This is a genomic window from Trichocoleus sp. FACHB-6 (assembly GCF_014695815.1).
GTDB classification, from domain to species: Bacteria; Cyanobacteriota; Cyanobacteriia; order Cyanobacteriales; family FACHB-T130; genus Funiculus; species Funiculus sociatus.
The window spans coordinates 36,116-54,602 of sequence record NZ_JACJOY010000077.1; the positions used below are offsets into that span (position 1 = coordinate 36,116).

General features: G+C 45.8%; 9 protein-coding genes and 1 pseudogene. 2 read left to right on the forward strand and 8 right to left on the reverse strand.

All coding sequences use genetic code 11. From position 1 onward, the window contains the following. Positions 1–172: 172 nt before the first annotated feature. From H6F66_RS14760 to H6F66_RS14780, 5 genes are all read right to left on the reverse strand, one after another. Positions 173–907 (reverse strand): Stp1/IreP family PP2C-type Ser/Thr phosphatase, encoded by a 735-nt coding sequence (locus tag H6F66_RS14760; RefSeq protein WP_190422538.1) that lies wholly within the window; start codon positions 905–907, stop codon positions 173–175. Positions 908–946: 39 nt separating this feature from the next. Continuing rightward, positions 947–2,653 (reverse strand): AarF/ABC1/UbiB kinase family protein, encoded by a 1,707-nt coding sequence (locus H6F66_RS14765; RefSeq protein ID WP_347269391.1) that lies wholly within the window; start codon positions 2,651–2,653, stop codon positions 947–949. Between the two features lie 188 nt (positions 2,654–2,841). After that, complete coding sequence (locus tag H6F66_RS14770; protein WP_190422540.1) at positions 2,842–3,168, reverse strand: DUF6825 family protein; 327 nt, start codon at positions 3,166–3,168, stop codon at positions 2,842–2,844. 56 nt (positions 3,169–3,224) lie between these two features. Then, positions 3,225–4,664 carry a serine/threonine-protein kinase gene (locus tag H6F66_RS14775; protein ID WP_190422542.1) on the reverse strand — a complete coding sequence of 480 codons (1,440 nt, stop codon included), beginning with the start codon at positions 4,662–4,664 and terminating at the stop codon, positions 3,225–3,227. A 152-nt stretch (positions 4,665–4,816) separates the two neighbouring features. Next, positions 4,817–7,636, reverse strand: a complete 2,820-nt coding sequence (locus tag H6F66_RS14780) for a CBS domain-containing protein (protein ID WP_190422720.1) — start codon at positions 7,634–7,636, stop codon at positions 4,817–4,819. A gap of 371 nt (positions 7,637–8,007) precedes the next feature. On the opposite strand from H6F66_RS14780, the gene psbZ reads away from it, so the two are divergent. Together psbZ and ribH are read left to right on the forward strand one after the other, a co-directional pair. Further along, the gene (psbZ, locus tag H6F66_RS14785) at positions 8,008–8,196 is read left to right on the forward strand and encodes a photosystem II reaction center protein PsbZ (RefSeq protein WP_190422543.1); all 189 of its coding nucleotides are present in this window, start codon (positions 8,008–8,010) and stop codon (positions 8,194–8,196) included. 126 nt (positions 8,197–8,322) lie between these two features. Further along, complete coding sequence (gene ribH, locus H6F66_RS14790) at positions 8,323–8,922, forward strand: 6,7-dimethyl-8-ribityllumazine synthase (RefSeq protein ID WP_190422545.1); 600 nt, start codon at positions 8,323–8,325, stop codon at positions 8,920–8,922. Between the two features lie 19 nt (positions 8,923–8,941). Here ribH and H6F66_RS28015 read toward each other — a convergent pair whose 3' ends face one another. From H6F66_RS28015 to H6F66_RS14805, 3 genes and pseudogenes are all read right to left on the reverse strand, one after another. Beyond that, positions 8,942–10,468, reverse strand: a complete 1,527-nt coding sequence (locus tag H6F66_RS28015) for a diguanylate cyclase (RefSeq protein ID WP_190422553.1) — start codon at positions 10,466–10,468, stop codon at positions 8,942–8,944. Between the two features lie 228 nt (positions 10,469–10,696). Continuing rightward, positions 10,697–12,676 (reverse strand): annotated as a pseudogene (locus H6F66_RS29345) (adenylate/guanylate cyclase domain-containing protein). Further along, a complete protein-coding gene (locus H6F66_RS14805; protein WP_190422555.1) occupies positions 12,673–18,078 on the reverse strand; it encodes a PAS domain S-box protein in 5,406 nt (1,801 codons plus the stop codon). The pseudogene H6F66_RS29345 and the gene H6F66_RS14805 overlap by 4 nt, the downstream one beginning before the upstream one ends. Positions 18,079–18,487 lie beyond the last annotated feature (409 nt).

Below are 18,487 nucleotides of genomic sequence, written 5' to 3' on the forward strand. Positions count from 1 at the left end.
TTCTGTTATACCAAAAGAATGAAAATCAGCCCGGAGACTTTAATTCCAGAGCTGATGTAGTTTTATCAAGTTGTCAAAGGCAAAATTGCTCAGTACGAACAAATGACTGAGTAGATTTACTCAGTCATTTGTTCGTAGCGGTTAGCTCTAGTTATAGGTAGCTGACGAATGACTAATCACCGCTTGAGGAGTCAAGTGCCACAATCACCACGGTGATATTGTCTCTACCCCCTTTATCTTTAGCCGCCTGAACGAGGTTCTCGGCTGCCTTTTCCAAGGAGGACAATTTAAGGTAAGTCCCAATCAGATTATCCGAAAGTTCTTCGGTGAGTCCGTCACTACACAGCAGCAGCTTGTCGTCCGCTTGCACATCCATCGGTTGGATATCAATCTGACGCAAATCCTTACGACCTAGACACTGGGACAAAACGTGACGCCAGGGGTGCATCTTAGCTTGTTCTGGGGTCAATTCCCCTGCTTTCATCGCTCGCGCTACCCAGGTATGATCCTCAGTAATTTGCTCTAGCTTGGAGCTTCGGAGCCGATAAAGGCGAGAGTCGCCAATGTGAGCTACCCAGGACTGATTTTCCCGGAAAACCACCACTACGCCCGTTGTACCCATGTCTGAGCGCTCTGGATGATCGTCTTGATCCTGGATTATGGCGTGATTCGCCTCGAAAAAGGCTTTTTCTAATAAAGCTTGAGAAGACTCACTTGAATGCCAATGCTCATTCAAATAGGTATGAATGGCGTGAGTAGCGATTTGACTCGCCTCTTGGCCTCCTGCGTGTCCTCCCATGCCATCAGCAACGATGAAAAATCTCCCATCAGGATCGATGTGGTAATCATCCTGGTTTACGGAACGAACAAGTCCCGGATCGGAGAGGCCCGTGAAGCGACATATCATAAATGATCCGCTGGCATCAGCAACTTTACTTTACAGTAATCAAAACATACGATCAAATCGGTCGAGGCGCATGAGCTGGCGGATCAGGACAAACCCCAAAGCAACTGAAACCAGAATAACTGCCACCGCCAGCCCGACATGACCATTAACGAATAGGATGGTGGCTGACAGGGTGAAAGCACTGATTAGTAAAGTATAGTTGGTTAAGAGCTGAATACTGCTCATCCGCCGCATAATTCGGTCTGATTCTATAGATCGCACCCGAATTCGCAGGTCGCCGCGCTCTAATTTTTCAATCGTATCTTCAATGCGCCGGGGCAAGCTCAAAGCGGTACTGCTGACTTGAGCTGCTTGACGCCCCAGTTCATTGAGAAAACTGTTGCGATCGCTTCCATTACTCTCTGTCATAATCTGCATTGCAAAAGGTCTTGCAACCTCCATAAAGTTAAATTCTGGGTCTAAGCCCTTTCCTACACCTTCTAAAGTAGAGAACGCTCGCATCACAAAGGTGAAAGTTGCTGGGAAGCGAAACGGTTGGTCGTAGGCAATTTCATAGAGGTCTTCGCTAATGGCAGCTACTGATTGGTTTTCAAACGGCTTATCCATGAAGTGATCCAGCATATACTGAACCGAGCGCCGTACTGGCCCCATATCGTCTGTTGGCGCTAAAGCCCCCAGTTCGACCAGAGATGTTACTACTCTGTCAGCATCTTTTTGGGCAATGCCAAAAAGCGTTTCCATTAGTTGTTCGCGGATGTTGGACTTGATGCGCCCCATCATCCCGAAGTCATAGAAAATCAAGGAACCTTCAGCACTTACTGCTATATTTCCTGGGTGAGGGTCGGCGTGAAAAAACCCGTCGTTGAGGAGTTGTTGCAGGTAAGCTCTTGCGCCCATTTGAGCGAGTTCCTTCCTGTCTAGTCCAGCTGCTTCTAAGGCTTCATAGTGGCTAATTTTAATCCCTGGAATATACTCCAAAGTCACCACCCGTGGAGATGTATACCGCCAGTAGACACGCGGTACTTTTACCCAATCATAGGCGCGAAAGTTACGACGAAATGTATCGGCGTTACTGCCTTCATTCAGGTAATCAATTTCTTCCCAGAGAATTCGGCAGCACTCTTCATAGATTCCCAACCAGTCGCGGCCCCGGCCCCACTCTGGATGATTTTGAAAGAAACGGGCAATTCCTTTGAGGATTTGCAAATCAATGTTAAACAGCTGCCGCAATGCTGGACGCTGTACTTTGACTACGACTTCTTCGCCGCTATGTAGAGTTGCTTTGTGTACTTGCCCCAGACTAGCTGCGGCGAGGGGAATTGGGTCAAAACTTTTGTAAAGCTCTGGGATTTTTTTCCCTAAATCCTTTTCAACAATCGCTACTGCTTGTTCGTAGCTAAAAGCGGGTACTTTATCTTGCAGCTTGGAAAGTTCCTCTACATATTCTGAGGGGAACAAATCGGCTCTGGTAGAGAACAGCTGCCCGACTTTAATGAAAGTCGGGCCCAAATCCAAGAAAGTTTCTCGAATCCAGATTGCTTGCGCTGTGCGTCTTTGGGCTTGTTTTGCCTCGGTGATTCCGCCGGGATAGCTCCAAGATTTGTTGTAGCGCCAGATTCTAAACATGAGGCTTAAAACAAAGCCCCAAATGTCTATAAAGCGGCGTTGGCGGGAATAGCGATCGCTATTCCATCGGTAAGCCTGATCCGTGTGGGCTTTACCGACAGCCCGCTGTTTACTTGTCACAACAGCCGCTTTTGCCTTGGATTTCACAGGGTCACTAGGATAGGCTGACACTCGGATTCCTAAAAACTTGGTTTATTAAAGGTCTTGGCGCACAGAAATGGAGTTTTGAGTTTTGATTTGGATAATTAACAACCAACAAAACTGAATTTTTACTCAGAACACACAGGCGAGATGCCTGTGCTACACATTCACACAGAACGGCTGCGATAGCGCTGTAACTCGGAACGGAAACGAGCAACTTCTGCTCTGAGTTCATCAATTGTCGCTTGCAAATCTACGGGCTGGCTACCCTGCGGCACAATGGTTGTAGTGGTTCGCCCCCGCATGACAGTTTCCATTTGAGCGTCCGAGCGTTCGGTGACTTTTATGGTAAATTGCCGCAGAGACTCTCGTTGTTCGGCATCAAATTTACCAATTTCCGAAAAAGCATTGGTTAGAGCGTTCTCTACCTGCTCGTTAACTGCTTCCGCTACTGCTCTGCCAACAAAAAAGGCATGAACTACAGGATTATTCATGGAAAATTTTAATGTGCGTCCGTTACAAATTATAACTTGATTGCTCTCAATACTACCTATAGCTGAGGTTGCAGCTCAGATGGCAGTGTCACTGGAGCGGGTGCCACTGGGATGACAATAGCAGATGGCGGTGATAGCAAGCTATTTTGAGGAGTAGGCTCAGGGATATCTGATATCGGCCAGTCGTTGCGGGGGGGAAAGGATTGCTCGGTGTGTAGGATAGAAGAACCGGGTGATATGGCGGCATGATAGCGAATTGCCAAGCCAAACCCAGCACCAGCACAGGTAGCGATCGCAGCTGTCATCATTAACGTCTTGGGTGGGGTGAGCTTTGGCGGTTTTAAGTTTGGTAGGGCTGGGGTAATCTTTACCTTACTGAGTTTTGTAGAGAGGCGATGAATCGCCTCTTGAGGTTTAAAATTCGGTAAGGAGATTTTCAGTTTGACTGGGGCGATGGGGCGCTTCGTCTTTACTGGAGTTTTGAGTTTTTTCGGGGCTGTGCTGACTTGTGTTTTGTAGGGGCGGGATTTCCCTGCCAATTTTGGGCTTAAATTCCAGTTCACCCCTTTGGTAATATCTTGTTCTTGCTTCTGCTTCTGTGGGGCTGGGGGCTGGGGACTGGGGACTGGGGACTGGGGACTGGGGACTGGGGGCTGAGGCAGGACGGCTATTGGGGGAATCTCTGGGATACTGCTAGAAGGCAGCAGGGCCAGCCAATTTTCTACCGTTTGGGGACGAGATTCGGCTTTCATTTCCAAGCCACTCCCAAGGGCAGCGATCGCTTTTTCACCCAGATTTGGTTGCAACTGCCGCAAATCTGGTAGAGGAATTTTCTCTCTTAACGATGCCGGAATTGGGGGTTCACCTGTCAGCAAGCAATACAGAGTTGCCGCCAAAGCATAAATATCTGTTGCTGGGGTACGCTTTTTCTTGGGAAAATACTGTTCAATTGCAGCATAACCAGGACTCACCAAGCTGGCGTGAGTTTGGATCATTCCTGGTGTCAGTTCTCCGGCAATACTAATTACCAGCACCACATCATCAGTATCCTGACGGCGGATGATGTTTTGCGGTTTGATATCCCGGTGCAGTAAACCTGCTTTGTGGACTAAACTCAGGGCATTGCCAATTTGACGAATATAGTCTATGGCTTTTTCTTCTGGCAGGGGCTTAATATCTGTGATTTCCGCCAGAGTCTGCCCCTCGATGTACTCCATTACGATAAAAGACTGTCGGGACTCTTGAAAAAGGTCGAGAACCCTAACCAGGTGAGGATGCTTGACTTTAGCAAGGCGACGGGCGCTACTCTCAAATTGCTGCCTAAATCGCTCAAAATTGGGATGAGTCCATAGGCTCTCATTAAGGGTTTTGATGACGACCGTTTGCCCTGATTTGACATGAGTCGCCCGGTAGGTAATCCCAAAGATACCTTGATCCAGGGGGGTGCCTAGGATATATTTGCCGTTCTTCAGGACTGCGCCAGCCGTTAATTTCATTAAGTAATTGTTACGGTGTTCCCAACTATGCTACCGCCAAGCAAAGCGATTATATATTAAAAATTGAGAATTATAAGTTAAAGGAAGGATTTTTAACTTATAATTGTGAGCTTTTATTTTTTCCGACAAATCTACCCTGCTTTGGTGTGGCTTTAAAGTGGATAATACTTTGCGAGGAAACTTTCGGCATCAGCGCGATCGCGTATTTCTCCGTCGAGAGTTGCCGCTAACAGATGATCCAGCATTTGCTTGAACTCGCGCCCCGGCTTGTAGCCCAATGCCTTCAGGTCGTTACCATTCAACGGCGGCTGTATATGAGCATATTGGGTGAGATATTTCCAAATAAGTCGCCGAATCGGACGCTGACTCTGCACAGCAATTAAAATCAAAGTTGGCAAGCCGTATTGCTTCAGCACTCGCGTAATTTCGCTGGGGTGAATGCACGCTGGCAAAGATTCCGCGACATTAGCTTGATCCAGATCCAGTTGTTGTAGCCGCTTGATACTGTCATCGGGTAGCTGGAGATTTTTGGCGACTTTCGGGCGATATTCCGGCGCGAGGTGAGCAATTAAAACTTCCAGCCGCATCTGCCAATGGTCAAGGGTTTTCTCAGGATCGAAGCGACGCAGACACCGCTCTAGTAAACGCACTTGCTTCCACAACTGGTCATCTAGTTCTAGGGTAGAATGCAGGCACTTGAGCGCTTCTAGATCGCCGAGTAACTTTAAAGCCCCTTTCCAGTAGGGAGCCTGTAAGATGTATTTCAGCTCTGCCTTAAGCCGTGTTTGTAGGGCGGGTGCCTTACTATTTTGGATAAGCGATCGCTCGTAAATTCCACTGTCCAACGCATAGCGGATATAGCGTTCCGTCTGGGTTTCAAGCTGAAATCCTAGCCGCACCGCAAACCGCACCGCACGATAAATTCGGGTAGGATCTTCGATAAAACTATTGGCGTGGAGAACGCGAATTTGACGCGATCGCAAATCCCGCAAACCGCCAAAAAAATCCAACAATTCACCTGCACGAGGTGACGTAAGTCGCACAGCTAAAGCATTGATAGTGAAATCCCGCCGATATAAGTCTTGGCGAATCGAACTAGCCTCAACTTCTGGATTCGCCGCCGGGTAAGGATAAAACTCTGTCCGCGCCGTGGCAATATCCACCCACAGAGAGTCTAACACTGGATCGAGGTGCCACAACAGCGCCGCAGTTTGAAATTGACCGTGGACTTCCAGACGTGCCTCTGGGTAAGTATTTTGGAGTGCCTTAGCTAGTTCCACACCAGCACCGACATCAGCCGAACGGTGGAAGCCATCAACCACCATGTCGATATCTGACAGCAACAAAGTTTCATCGGGATCGGCTAGTAATAAATCCCGCACTGCACCGCCGACAAGGTATAAATGCCAACCGCGTTTTTGAGCTTGTTCGGATGCTTTGGCGAGGAATTCCCAGAGAGGAGGCGCAAGGCGATCGCGTAACTGAGTGCTGAATGATGTAGAGACGCGATATATCGCCTCTTGAGTGCTGAGTGTTTTATTGTACTCACCCTTGAGCCCTGGTTCCTCAGTCCTATCTTGGTGCAATTGGCGCAAAACATCGGTGCGCGTGACAATTCCCACTAACTGCCCATTTTCTAACACTGGCAAGCGTCCGACATCGTAAGTCACCATGATGGACTCAATCTCTGGCAGTGAGGTATCCGGGGTAATCGTGTTTAAATTCGTAGTCATGTAGCCTTTGACTGGCGCATGACTAAAGCCGTGATGCAACGCCAGATCGATATCTCGTCGGGAAATAATTCCTACTAGGGGAATTGGGGATTGGGGGTTGGGGATTGGGGATTGGGGACTGGAGATTGGGGACTGGGGATTGGGGATTGGGGTTTCCCCCAGTCTTCGACTCTCGTGTTGAGCTTCTACCACACACAGACCAGAATGCCCGTAACGTAATAAAATACGCTGAGCTTGCTCAATTGTGGTCTCAGGGCGAATTGTCCGTACTGGCGATGACATTAATTCCCGCGCTGTCGGTGGCTGGGGAATTTGCGCGATAAGTTCATTTACTAACCGTTCGAGAGTTGCTTGGGGATCGACTCCGCGAGTTGTCACGGATGCAGCTTGAGAATGTCCGCCACCGCCCAACGGTTGAAATAATTCATTGAGATTGGTGCCTTCAATACGCGATCGCCCAATCACAGTTAATCTTTCTTCACCAGCATCTCCTACTGGAAACGTAGCTGCCAGCAACAAAGCATCACTTTCGGTAATATCAATAAGTCGAGAGGCAATGCTTGACAATCCAGGCACAAAGTCAGCAGTTTGCAGGCGCACCCAGGAAACTTTATAGTCCTCAACAGTTGATTGCAAGTTGTCCAGCGCCGAAGCGAATAATTCCTGCAATTGGGGAGACAAGCCGGGATCGACGTACTGGGCGATTACCGACAAACTTGCCCCTTGTTCCATCAACCAAGCTAATGCGATCGCATCTCTGGCTGTCGTTCCCTCATAAGTCAGCGAACCAGTATCAACGTGAATCCCCAAAGCCATCACGGTCGCTTCTGAGGCGGAAAGCTGAATTTCTGCCTGCTTTAGCTGTTCTACAATTAAAGTCGTCGTGGCTCCTACCCGATCGATATAGGTGCTAGTGGCGGGAATATCGCTTTCAATGTCTTGGTGATGGTCATAGACGACAACTTCCGCCAAATCTGGTAAATCGAGCCATTCGGCGGCTTTACCGATGCGATCGCGCTTTTGAGTATCCACCACTGTTATCGACCGAATCTGTTCCGGACGAACAGACCGTCTTTCTATCAACGCATACTCATCCCGATGCAATGCCAAAAAATCCCGCACTGCTGGATGACTTCCACCAGTCAGCACTATCTTCGCTCCCGGAGAAAGGCTCGTTAGCCCCACCGCCGCTGCTAAAGTGTCAAAATCCGCTGTAGTGTGGCACAAAATTAGGTGCATAATCATTACTTAATAGTTAACTTAATAGTTAATAGTCAATAGTCATTAGGCATTAGTTCTTAGTCCATTGGTGTCAACTTAAGCCCTGGCGAATCGAATTCGCGGCTACAAAAACGAAGTCCTCCTGCCTTGGCTAACGCTCTGATCAAGATTCTTAGAGCCCGCCTGCGCGGGTTTCCTTTATATAACTGCGGTTTCAACCGCCAAGCTAACGTTAAGTTGACACCAATGGTCCTTAGTCCTTTCCCAATGACCAATACGTATGTTTCTTTTTTGCATGAGAGCCTTTTGCATGAGAGCCTTTTTTTGATACGGTACTACTAATCGCGGTTAATTTTAGCCAGCCCGTTGCTGTCTTGGGAGAAGAAGAGATGACAATTTTATTTCAGTTGGTACTAGGTGCTTTAGTTTTGTTGTCATTCATTATGGTCATTGGTGTCCCAGTCGCCTATGCCTCGCCTCAGAACTGGGATCAGTCAAAACGGCTTATTGTCCTCGGTTCTGGTGCCTGGATTGCTTTGGTACTTCTGACCGGGGGCCTGAGCTTTTTTGTAGTTTAAAAGTCACACTTAATTCAGTGGTCAGTGGTCACGGAAACGTTCCAACGCTTACAGATAACTGATGAGTGACCACAGACCACAGGCCACGGACCACAGACCACAGACAAAAAGCTCATATTTAAAAACATGGCAGTTTTCGAGGGAACGTTTACTCAGACTCAATCCCTACGGTTTGCGCTCGTCATTGGTCGCTTTAACGACATGGTGACAACCAAACTGCTAGAGGGTTGCCAAGATTGTCTGAAGCGCCACGGCATTGATGTCAATCCTGAAGGCACTCAAGTTGACTATGTTTGGGTGCCTGGTAGTTTCGAGGTGCCTCTGGTGGCTAACCAGTTGGCGCTCTCGCGCCGATACGATGCCATAATTTGCCTGGGCGCAGTCATCCGGGGTCAAACTCCCCACTTTGATTATGTCGCCTCGGAAGTCTCTAAGGGAATTGCCGCCGCTGGGTTTCAAACTGGGGTGCCGATAATTTTTGGCATCCTGACAGTGGATACTATGCAGCAAGCCTTGGAACGGGCGGGCATCAAAAATAATAATGGCTGGAATTATGCCATGAATGCTATAGAAATGGCGAGTCTAATGCAGCATATCAAAGGCAATGTAGGGACAGCTGCCTACGGTGACAATGCTGCTCATGTGGTGACAACTCAGGCGCTGCCATCGTCGAACCGCGCGATCGCCGCTGAGTCAACTGTTGAACACAAATCTTCGTCCATATAGCGATCGCTACCAAGAAGGCTCAAGGATTGTTCGTCAATGATGTTCGCGCCGCTTTCAAAATAATGCGATCGCGTCCCTGATTTTTTGCCTGATAAAGTGCCTCATCCGCCATAGCAATTAAAATTTCCGGCAAACAATCCTCAGTAGGAATGACGCTAGAAACACCCAAACTTAGGGTAACGTAGTCGCTCACCTTTGATTGAGCGTGGGGTAGTTTAAGTTGTTGCACCTTCAGGCGAATTGCCTGCGCCACTGCGGTTGCTCCCTCAGCAGAGGTATTGGGCAAGATTGCCGCAAACTCCTCGCCACCATAGCGAGCCACCAAGTCTGCTGGACGCTTAACTGCACGGCTTGCGGCTTTAGCCAACTGTTGCAAGCAATCATCGCCGGACTGATGCCCATAACAATCGTTGTATCGTTTGAAATAGTCTACATCGAACAAAATTAAGGATAAAGGCTGTTGTTCCCGTGCTGCCCGTTTCCATTCGTGGGAGAGATAGTCATCAAAACGACGACGATTGGCAAGCTGGGTTAAGCCATCTATACTGGCAAGGCGTTGTAATTCCAAGTTTGCCTGTCTGAGAGCCGCTTCTGCTTTTTTGTGCTGAATCATCGAACCGAATTGGGTTGCGATGGCATTAACCAAGGAAAGCGATCGCTCATCCGGTGCCATTTCATGCCTTTGGAAAAACACTAATACTGCCAGAACTTGATGCCCGATAGTGCATCCGCGCCGCTTCGCGAACCCAATCGGAATTCCCAGCGAACCTTTGAGTCCCGCTTCCGCAGCAATTCCACTACGACGAAAAATCCGATCGTTCTCCCGCGAAACATCTGCTATCCATTCCAGTTGTTGAGAAAGCCAAACCCGTCCGGCAAGTCCCTCGCCCAGAGCAAAGCCAAACGTTTCGCTTTGCTGTCGAAATTTATTCAGCCGGACATCACTGGCATACCAAGCGCGGCTGTATTCTAGTGCAGTTCCCTCCTCATTTGGAATCCAAGCTTCCCCAAAATCCCAACCAATAGTTTTACAAACGTTTGCTAAAATCGCTTCTAATGCCTCTTCCACATCAGTAGCTTCACTAATTGCTTGAGTCGTAGTCAACAAAAGTTGCAATTGGGCATTTTGGGCTTGCAACTCTAACTGAAACCGCCGCAAACGCAATTGATTTTCAATGCGTGCCAAAACCTCGACATATTCAAAAGGCTTTGTGATGTAATCTACCGCACCCAACATAAACGCAGTCACTTTATCAAAGTTTGCATCCAAAGCACTAATAAATATCGTCGGGATATCACAAGTTTGCTTGGAAGCTTTTAGGCGCTGGCAAACTTCATATCCATCCATGCCTGGCATTTTGATATCAAGTAAAATCAAATCAGGAGGACTTGAACGGACAGATTCAAGAGCCAGTTTGCCATTAGGAGAAATTCGCACTTTATACCCCTGACTCGACAAAATTTGAGTTAATAAAGTAATATTTTCAGGTGTATCGTCTACGACTAATATGTTAGCTTTAGATTTAAAATACTGCCCCTGATTCATAGTTTTTTTATCGTAATAGGTAATAATAGATAGATTAGGAAGCCACCTCCTCCCCTGTGTTCCCCACATTGAGGAGCGTCGCGTTTGAGGAACGAAACCCAACCTCATCTAATAAATTGTTGGGTTTCTAATCAAAAATTTTACCCAACATCATCTAATAAATTATTGGGTTTCCCTATAGCTCAGCCCAAGCTACAAATTACATATCCTAGATTAATTCTTCTAAAGTTACTTTCGACCCAAAATAAAATAAGTTTTCATTTCCCCTTTACCTTTAATTAGTACAGTCCCTCGTTCTTTAAAAATAAATTTCTCCTTTAACCGCTCATAAACTGCTGCCGTTACCTGAGTTTCGCCGGGAATACCGCTTGACTCCATACGAGAAGCAACATTAACTGTATCACCCCAGAGATCGTAGCTGAATTTACTCAAACCAATAACCCCAGCTACCACCGGGCCGATATTAATACCAATACGCAGACGAAAATTATCGTTGCTTTGGGCGTTGAATCTAGCAAGAGCAGCTTGCATATCTAGTGCCATTTGCGCGGTTGCTTCAACATGATCTAATCGGGGTATTGGTAGCCCTCCAACTACCATGTAAGCGTCCCCAATTGTTTTAATTTTTTCCAGTCCGTGTTGTTTAGATAATAAGTCGAAATCACTAAAAATATGATTCAAAATTTCTACTAATTCGGTGGGACTTTGGTTAGAAGCAAAATCAGTAAAACCTACTAAATCGGCAAACATGACACTAACATCCGAAAAGCTATCAGCAATTACCTGGTGTTTTTTTTGTAACCGTTCAGCGATAGGCTTTGGCAAGATATTTAATAGGAGTTTGTCGGTTTGTTGTTGGGCTATTTTTCGGGCGGTAATGTCTGAAACTGTTCCTTCGTAGTAGAGTAGCTTTCCTTTAGAGTCACGCACTGCACGAGCATTTTCAGAAATCCAAATAATCTTGCCGTCTTTGCGGTAAACTTGAGATTCAAATCCGAGTACAGCATGGTTTACTTCCATTGCTTCCCTAAAATCGCGCCGCCGATTAGGGTCTACATAAAGCTGCTGTTCGACATTTTTGAGACTTGTCATCAAATCTGCCGGAGAGTCGTAGCCATAAATTTTTGCTAGTGCTAGATTGGCACTCTGGTAACGTCCACAAGGTGTAGTTTGGTAGATACCCTCTACCGCATTTTCAACAATACTGTGATAGCGTTCTTGCGTAATTCGCAGTATTTCTTCAGTTTGCTTGCGTTGAATTAGAGAAGGTAACTGTGTAGCGACTGCGGCTACTAAATTTATAATTCAGGAATTGATGGTCGCAAAATTTTTGTTGAAAAAAATTAAAATCGCTAATACTTCATTATCTAGTATAATGGGAACCCCGAAACTAGATTTTAAGCCAAACTTAACAATTTGAGGATACCGAATAAATAGGTCTTTTTCTATAAAAACATCTTCTATCCACTCTGCTTGTTTTGATGCCCAAATTCTACCTTGAAAACCAACATTGAGAGCAGAAGCCACTGTTAAGCTGTGATTTTTAAACTCGAATAAGCTAACCTCGCTACCATACCAAGCTTGGCTACATTCTAAAACTTTGTTATCATCGGGAATCCAAGCTTCTCCATAATCCCATTGGATTGTCATACACACTAAACGCAAGACAGCTTGCAAAGCTGAGCGAACATCATCTCGGTGACTAATGGCTTGGGTTGTTGCAAGTAAAAGACGAGTTTCAACTTCTGCTTGTCGGCGTGCGTCTAGGTACTGTTGCAGTAGTGTATTCTGCTCTATCATTTGTAACTGGAGTTCGCGCAGGCGTAGTTGATTCTCGATTCGAGCTAAAACTTCTAAAGGTTCAAAAGGTTTTGTAATATAGTCCACTCCACCAACTGTAAAGGCATTAACCTTATTTAGAGCTTCATCTAAAGCACTGATAAAAATTACTGGAATATCACGGGTTTGCTTTGAAGCTTTCAGATGTTGGCAAACTTCATAACCATTCATTTCTGGCATATTGATGTCGAGCAAAATTAGATCGGGAGGATTGCTCTGACAAGAGTTTAGGGCAAAGTTTCCATTGAGGGAAACTCTCACTTTATAGCCATTTCTAGATAAAATTTGAGTTAACAGCTTTAAATTTACTTGGTTATCATCTACCACCAAAAGATTAGCTTTAGATGTAATAGTCTCTGTTAATTTCATGTTTTGACTATAGGTTGAAGTAAAGTTAATAATTGGTCAAATTGATATTGGTTTGCTAAAGAAAGTAGAGCATTTGCCAAAACTTCATTTTGTAGATGCACTTGTTCCAAGAGTGCCGTAATTTGTTCCAAGTCTCCCTCAATGATCGCCTGACGCAACCTCGCCAATAAATCTTTAGGCAAAACGGCGATATCGGCGGCACTCAACGCTAACGGCTTGGCTGAAATTGTATTGGATACAGCAGTTGATTCCTCATAAATAAAGGATACGTCTAAATGTTTGTGTAGGGCCTCAAAGATATCTTCTTCTTGGAAAGGTTTGCGGATAAAATCATCGCAGCCCGCTTCCAAAACAGCCGCTTTCTCAAATTCCAAGGCACTAGCAGTTAGGGCAATAATAACTGTACGGTGATTGGAAATCGGGAATTGGGAATTGGGAAATCTTCCTTCCCTTGTCCCCAGTCTTTTTTGCCTAGCTTGAATGCGTTGAGTCGCTTCATAACCGTCCATCACTGGCATTCGCATATCCATCAAAATTAAGTGAGGTTGCCAGCTTTCCCAGATTTTTAATGCTTCGGAACCATTGTTCGCTGTTTGCAGTTCAAAGCTCAGGAAACTGAGGAGTTTAATCAACAGTTGGCGATTGTAATCACTGTCATCTACAACGAGTATTCTATAGCGAGGTTGGTTGGGGGCTAAAGCAATGACGCGGCGGCTTTGGCGCTGGTTTTCAACTTCGTTTGGGGCAACAATGCCCGCTGAAATGTCAAATTTAAACGTTGTACCTTGTATAGGTCTAGTAGTTTTGTTTTCCTGCGATTTATGCGGAAATTGCTGTATTGTGGAAGCGTGAGATAAGGCGGGATTTTTATTAGAAATTGAAATATTGAGTTCCCAGTCAGCCAAACTGGGAGTGAAGGCTTTGCCGCGACTGATGACGGTCATTTCACCTCCCATTAAGCGAATGAATTGGTAGCTGATACTTAATCCTAAGCCTGTCCCTTCCTGCACTTGTTGACCGGATACGGTTTGCACGAAGGGTTGAAATAGGTTGTGGAATTCATCGGCAGCAATACCAACTCCTGTGTCGGAAATTTCAAAGGCGATTAGGGATTGGGAAAAAGAGTTTTGAGTTTTAAATTTTGAGTTTTGAGAATTCAAAATTGAGAAATCAGAACTATTCTCAGCCTCCAACGTTACTCTGAGTGACACACTTCCGTGGGCGGTGAATTTAACAGCATTACTGAGCAGGTTAATCAGCACTTGCCGCAACTTTACTTCATCGGTGCGAATATGTTGGGGGACATCAGAGGCAAGTTCAAATATTAACTGTAAGCCTTTATCTTTGGCTTTTAAAGAAAACATATCTTCGACATCACCTAGTAAACGGTAGAGGTCGAAGTTATTTTCATTAAGCGCCATGCGTCCGGCTTCAATCTTGGAGAGATCAAGCACTTGGTTGATCAGGGTGAGTAGATGTTCGCCGCTACGACGAATGATGCCGAGATTTTCTTGTTGTTCGGTAGAGAGATTTGTGGAGCGATTTAGCAGTTGGGAGAAGCCGAGAATGGCGTTGAGGGGGGTTCGCAATTCGTGACTCATGTTGGCTAGGAAGCTGCTTTTAGCACGGCTGGCGGCTTCGGCAGCATCATGAGCTAGTTGAAGTTCTTGTTGTACTCGTTTGCGATCGCTAATGTCTCGGCCTTCTGAGATGAGTAGTGTCACCTGTCCGGCTTCGTCGAGTATGGGACGGAGTGAAAAATCGATAGCAAGAACCCGATCCTCTCGGCCCAACACGTCAACTTCATAACGAATAAATTTACCGTTTGCAGCTTGGGCGATCGCTACTTTTAATTGTGCTTGCGTTTCCGGGGAAATTGTCCACCATCTTGCTTCCCAAAACGGCTTACCGACAACATCCGATCGGATAGCGCCCGCAAAATCCAAGGCTGTTTGGTTGGCTTCCAAAAGAATTCCATCCGGTTGAAGCAGCCCCACAAACTGAAAAGCTTGATCGAAGATAGCACGAAATCTTTTTTCGCTTTCGCTCAGTGCTTCTTCTACTTGTTTGCGATCGTTAATATCCCGTCCTACTGCTTGGTATTCAACAATGCGACCAAAGTCATCAAATATTGCCCGGTTGATCCACTGCGTCCAACGCACCTCCCCGCGAGCAATCACCCGATTTTCATTGGTGACGACGGGATTTTCCTTACTGACGCAATTCATCATTTGAGCCACATATTCGCGGTCTTCTTCAAACACAACAGGTTCGTAGTGATTGTTAATGAGTTCTTCCTGTCTTCTTCCAAAAAATCGGCAGAAGGCTTCATTAACAAAGCTCACCGTACCGTCTGGCAATATCCGGACAATCAGTTCCGTCTGCTGTTCGAGGATGGCGCGATAACGGGCTTCTGATTGCCGCAATGCCGCTTCCGTTTGTTTTAGTTCCGTAATATCTGTGGAAATCCCGCAGATGGCATAAACACTGCCGTCGTGACGTTTAAGGGGAACTTTTACAGCCAAAAAGTGACGCTCTTCGTTGTTAACAACACCGACTTCATCAAAACGAAGTACAACACCACTTTCAATAACCTGCTTATCATTCTGTGTGATGGATTTGGCCATCTCTTTTGAGTATAATTTGAAATCATTTGTCCCGATAATTTCTGCTTCGGAAATGCCAAATAATTCCACACATAAACGATTGGCGTAGATGTAGTTGCTGTTTAAATCTTTGATGTAAATAGATGCACCAACATTTTCTATAATTGCCGATAGTTTTTGTTTACTGTTTTGTAATGACAATTCTATCTGCTTGCGTTCGGCAATTTCTTGCTGTAATTGTGCATTGGCTTGGGCTAGTTGAGCCGTGCGTTCAGCAACCTGGAGTTCTAGAGTTAGGTTGTAATCGGCTAAGAGTTGTTCTGCCTGTTTGCGAGAGGTGATATCAATGAGCAAACCATCCCAGACGATATCGCCATTGGGCTGCCGTTCGGGGCGGGAGGAGCCTTGTACCAACTTGAGGCGACCGGAGGGAGTAATAATGCGATACTCCATTAACCAGGGCTGTAGGGTCTGCGCTGACACCGTAATGCTTTCTAATAGAGGCGCGATATCATCAGGATGGACGATATCAAACACAAGTCGGGCATCCTGCACCACAGCCTCTGGTTTTTGTTCGTAGAGTTCCTCAGTGCCTGGGCTGGCATAGGTAAATTCGTGTGTTTTGTCAGGATGCAGCACGTAGCGATAAATAACACCAGGTAAATTTTCTGCAAGGCGACGGAACTTGGCTTCGCTTTCTTGCAGGGCAGCTTCTACCTGTTTGCGCTCCGTGATATCGGTGATAGTTCCTATGTAACTAATGACATTGCCATCAGCATCTTTTTGGGCGATCGCTTGCCCAAATACCCAGAGAACGCTGCCATCCGGTCGCGCAAAGCGGTACTCGCATTTAAAGGGGATATCTCGCTGTACCAAGTTATACCAAGCAGCGATGACGCGATCGCGATCGCTGGGGTGTAGATTCTTCGCCCAACCCGCCCCAAAAGCTTCTTCTTGGGAAACTCCGATCATTTCAAAACTGCGCTCATTCCCATACAGGCAATTGCCTTGGGCATCGTGGCGGAAAATTCCGACAGGGGCAGCTTTTGCTAAAGCAGCATAGCGTTGTTCGCTTTCTTGCAGTGCTTTCTGGGCTTGTTTGCGATCGCTAATATCGTGAAAAGCGGTAATGGCGTAGGCAACATTCCCCTGACTATCAAATACCGGAACTGTTCGCATCTCCAGAGCGATCGCTATTCCATCTCGACGAATTTCCATATCATCCACCATGACCGTTTCTCCCTGAAGCGATCGGACGCAGGGGAGGCGATCGCCCGGATAAAGTTGGTCAGTTCCCGCAAGATAAACTTGATAGATAGCAGAGCGATTTTCCTGTCTCGTGTCGAAAATCACATCTGTACCCAATAGCTGCTTTCCCACCTGATTTGTATAGGAAATGCCATCCCGATTGATCACAGCAACTCCAACAGGTAAGGACTCCAACAGTTGATTTATTCGCTGCTCGCTCTTCTCCAGTGCCTCATTTAAGCCTTCCATCTCTGTAAAAGATACTTGCAGTTCTTTCGCCATTTGATTGAAAGACTTGGCAAGTTCCCCAACTTCATCACGACGGTCAATTTCAACCGTTTTATCCCACTCTCCTTTAGCAACTTTCTTGGCGGCGGTATTCAGCCTAAGAATCGGTTTAGTCACCCAAGAGGCAGTTTTTATGCTAATGACTATAGAGCCAATTAAAGCCAAAATACACAACAGAATAGTTCTGTGGTTATTAGCGTTTATTTGCCCCATAAAATCCGCTTCTGGAACAACGGCTACTATGAACCAATTTAAGCCAATATCATCTTTCCAGGGGGTTATACGCACAAAGTGGCGTTGGTTGTTTTCTTTTATTTGTAGCTGTTGAGTATTTTTAATCTGGTCGAAACTACCAAATTGTTTTGTTAAATAGCGAACGGTTGCCCGCATCAGCGGATCTTTGCTCGCCGATACTGGAATTCGTTGTAGTTGCCCATTAACTACAGTGTAGTTTTGCTGATTACTTGAACTAGCTACTAATAATCCATTTGGTTCTAAAATGAATATCTTGCCGGAGCGACTAATACTTAAACGCTGCAAAAACATATTAATATCGTTTAAGTACAAATCAACAGCAGTCACCCCGCTTAACTTACCAGATTGGGTAGAAAATGGATTGACTGCCGTGATGGTCAGTCCTTTGTTTGCCTCCCCAATAAAGGCATAAATTTCGCTCCACGTTGGTTTACCTTTTTGGACAGCTGCTTTATACCAAGGGCGACGGCGCGGATCGTAGTTGGGAACAACATTTAATTTTTTGGTGCGGTTTGCTTGGTTGTCTGTGGCGTAAGAAACATAACTACCGTTGGTTGTACCGTCGGTTACTTCGATAATGTAGGAAAGCGTGCCATCTCGCCTAACTGGGCCTGCACCGATAAACTTGCCTTGTTCGTTACCTGTATAAATAAAACTAACGGAATTAAATGTCTTAATTCGTTTGAGAAAATAAGTGTCCAAACCTTGCAAGTTCTGGGAGTCTAGGTTGATTTTTCCTAATTCCAAGTCATCGGCAACGACTTGTGCAACTTTTTGGGGAAGATCAGTATAAGATTCAAGGTGTTGCCCAGTGCGATCGCTCACCTGGTTCATTAACTGATTGGCAAGATCATTCACCGCCTGTTGCCCATTTTTAAATGAGAAATAAGCGACCAACCCCACTGTGGCGGAGATTTGGACAATGAAGGGAACAATCAGAACCGTTTGCAGGGGGAGTTTTCCTACGACCTTGGTGACAGACCAATTTAGCCGTTTGAGTAACATAGTGCCTTTTATTTTTTCAGTTGGTAGCTCATGCCCCTGAAAATGAAGGAAGTTCTAATTTAACTTCACATCTGGGTTCTGTAATCTCGGAGAGCAAACCTATTGCAGGCTAGATCGCCTTATCGGTCGCTGTTTTTCTGGGATAAATTTGCCCAGTGCGATCGCATCCACACACAGCCAAGCTAGCTGTCTGGTTGAGGTAATAGACCTTACTATTGGAATTGAGAATTTTACTCCAGAGAATACTGAATGTCAACTACCTTTGGTGGGATAATATCTTATTCAAGTTAACATTTTTATCAAAGAGGTTTCCAGTAGGGCTACCCAAAACAAAAAACACTGTAAAATTCTTCGCCCAAAAGGTAAAAAACAGTTGACAAATTCCGAGAATTTTGCGAACCTAAATAAA

Excerpts from the sequence above, each read along its gene's own strand:
- H6F66_RS14760 (WP_190422538.1), bottom strand. The coding sequence starts at position 907 with ATGATATGTCGCTTCACGGGCCTCTCCGATCCGGGACTTGTTCGTTCC.
- H6F66_RS14770 (WP_190422540.1), bottom strand. The coding sequence starts at position 3,168 with ATGAATAATCCTGTAGTTCATGCCTTTTTTGTTGGCAGAGCAGTAGCG.
- H6F66_RS14775 (WP_190422542.1), bottom strand. The coding sequence starts at position 4,664 with ATGAAATTAACGGCTGGCGCAGTCCTGAAGAACGGCAAATATATCCTA.
- H6F66_RS14780 (WP_190422720.1), bottom strand. The coding sequence starts at position 7,636 with ATGCACCTAATTTTGTGCCACACTACAGCGGATTTTGACACTTTAGCA.
- psbZ (WP_190422543.1), top strand. The coding sequence starts at position 8,008 with ATGACAATTTTATTTCAGTTGGTACTAGGTGCTTTAGTTTTGTTGTCA.
- ribH (WP_190422545.1), top strand. The coding sequence starts at position 8,323 with ATGGCAGTTTTCGAGGGAACGTTTACTCAGACTCAATCCCTACGGTTT.
- H6F66_RS28015 (WP_190422553.1), bottom strand. The coding sequence starts at position 10,468 with ATGAATCAGGGGCAGTATTTTAAATCTAAAGCTAACATATTAGTCGTA.
- H6F66_RS14805 (WP_190422555.1), bottom strand. The coding sequence starts at position 18,078 with ATGTTACTCAAACGGCTAAATTGGTCTGTCACCAAGGTCGTAGGAAAA.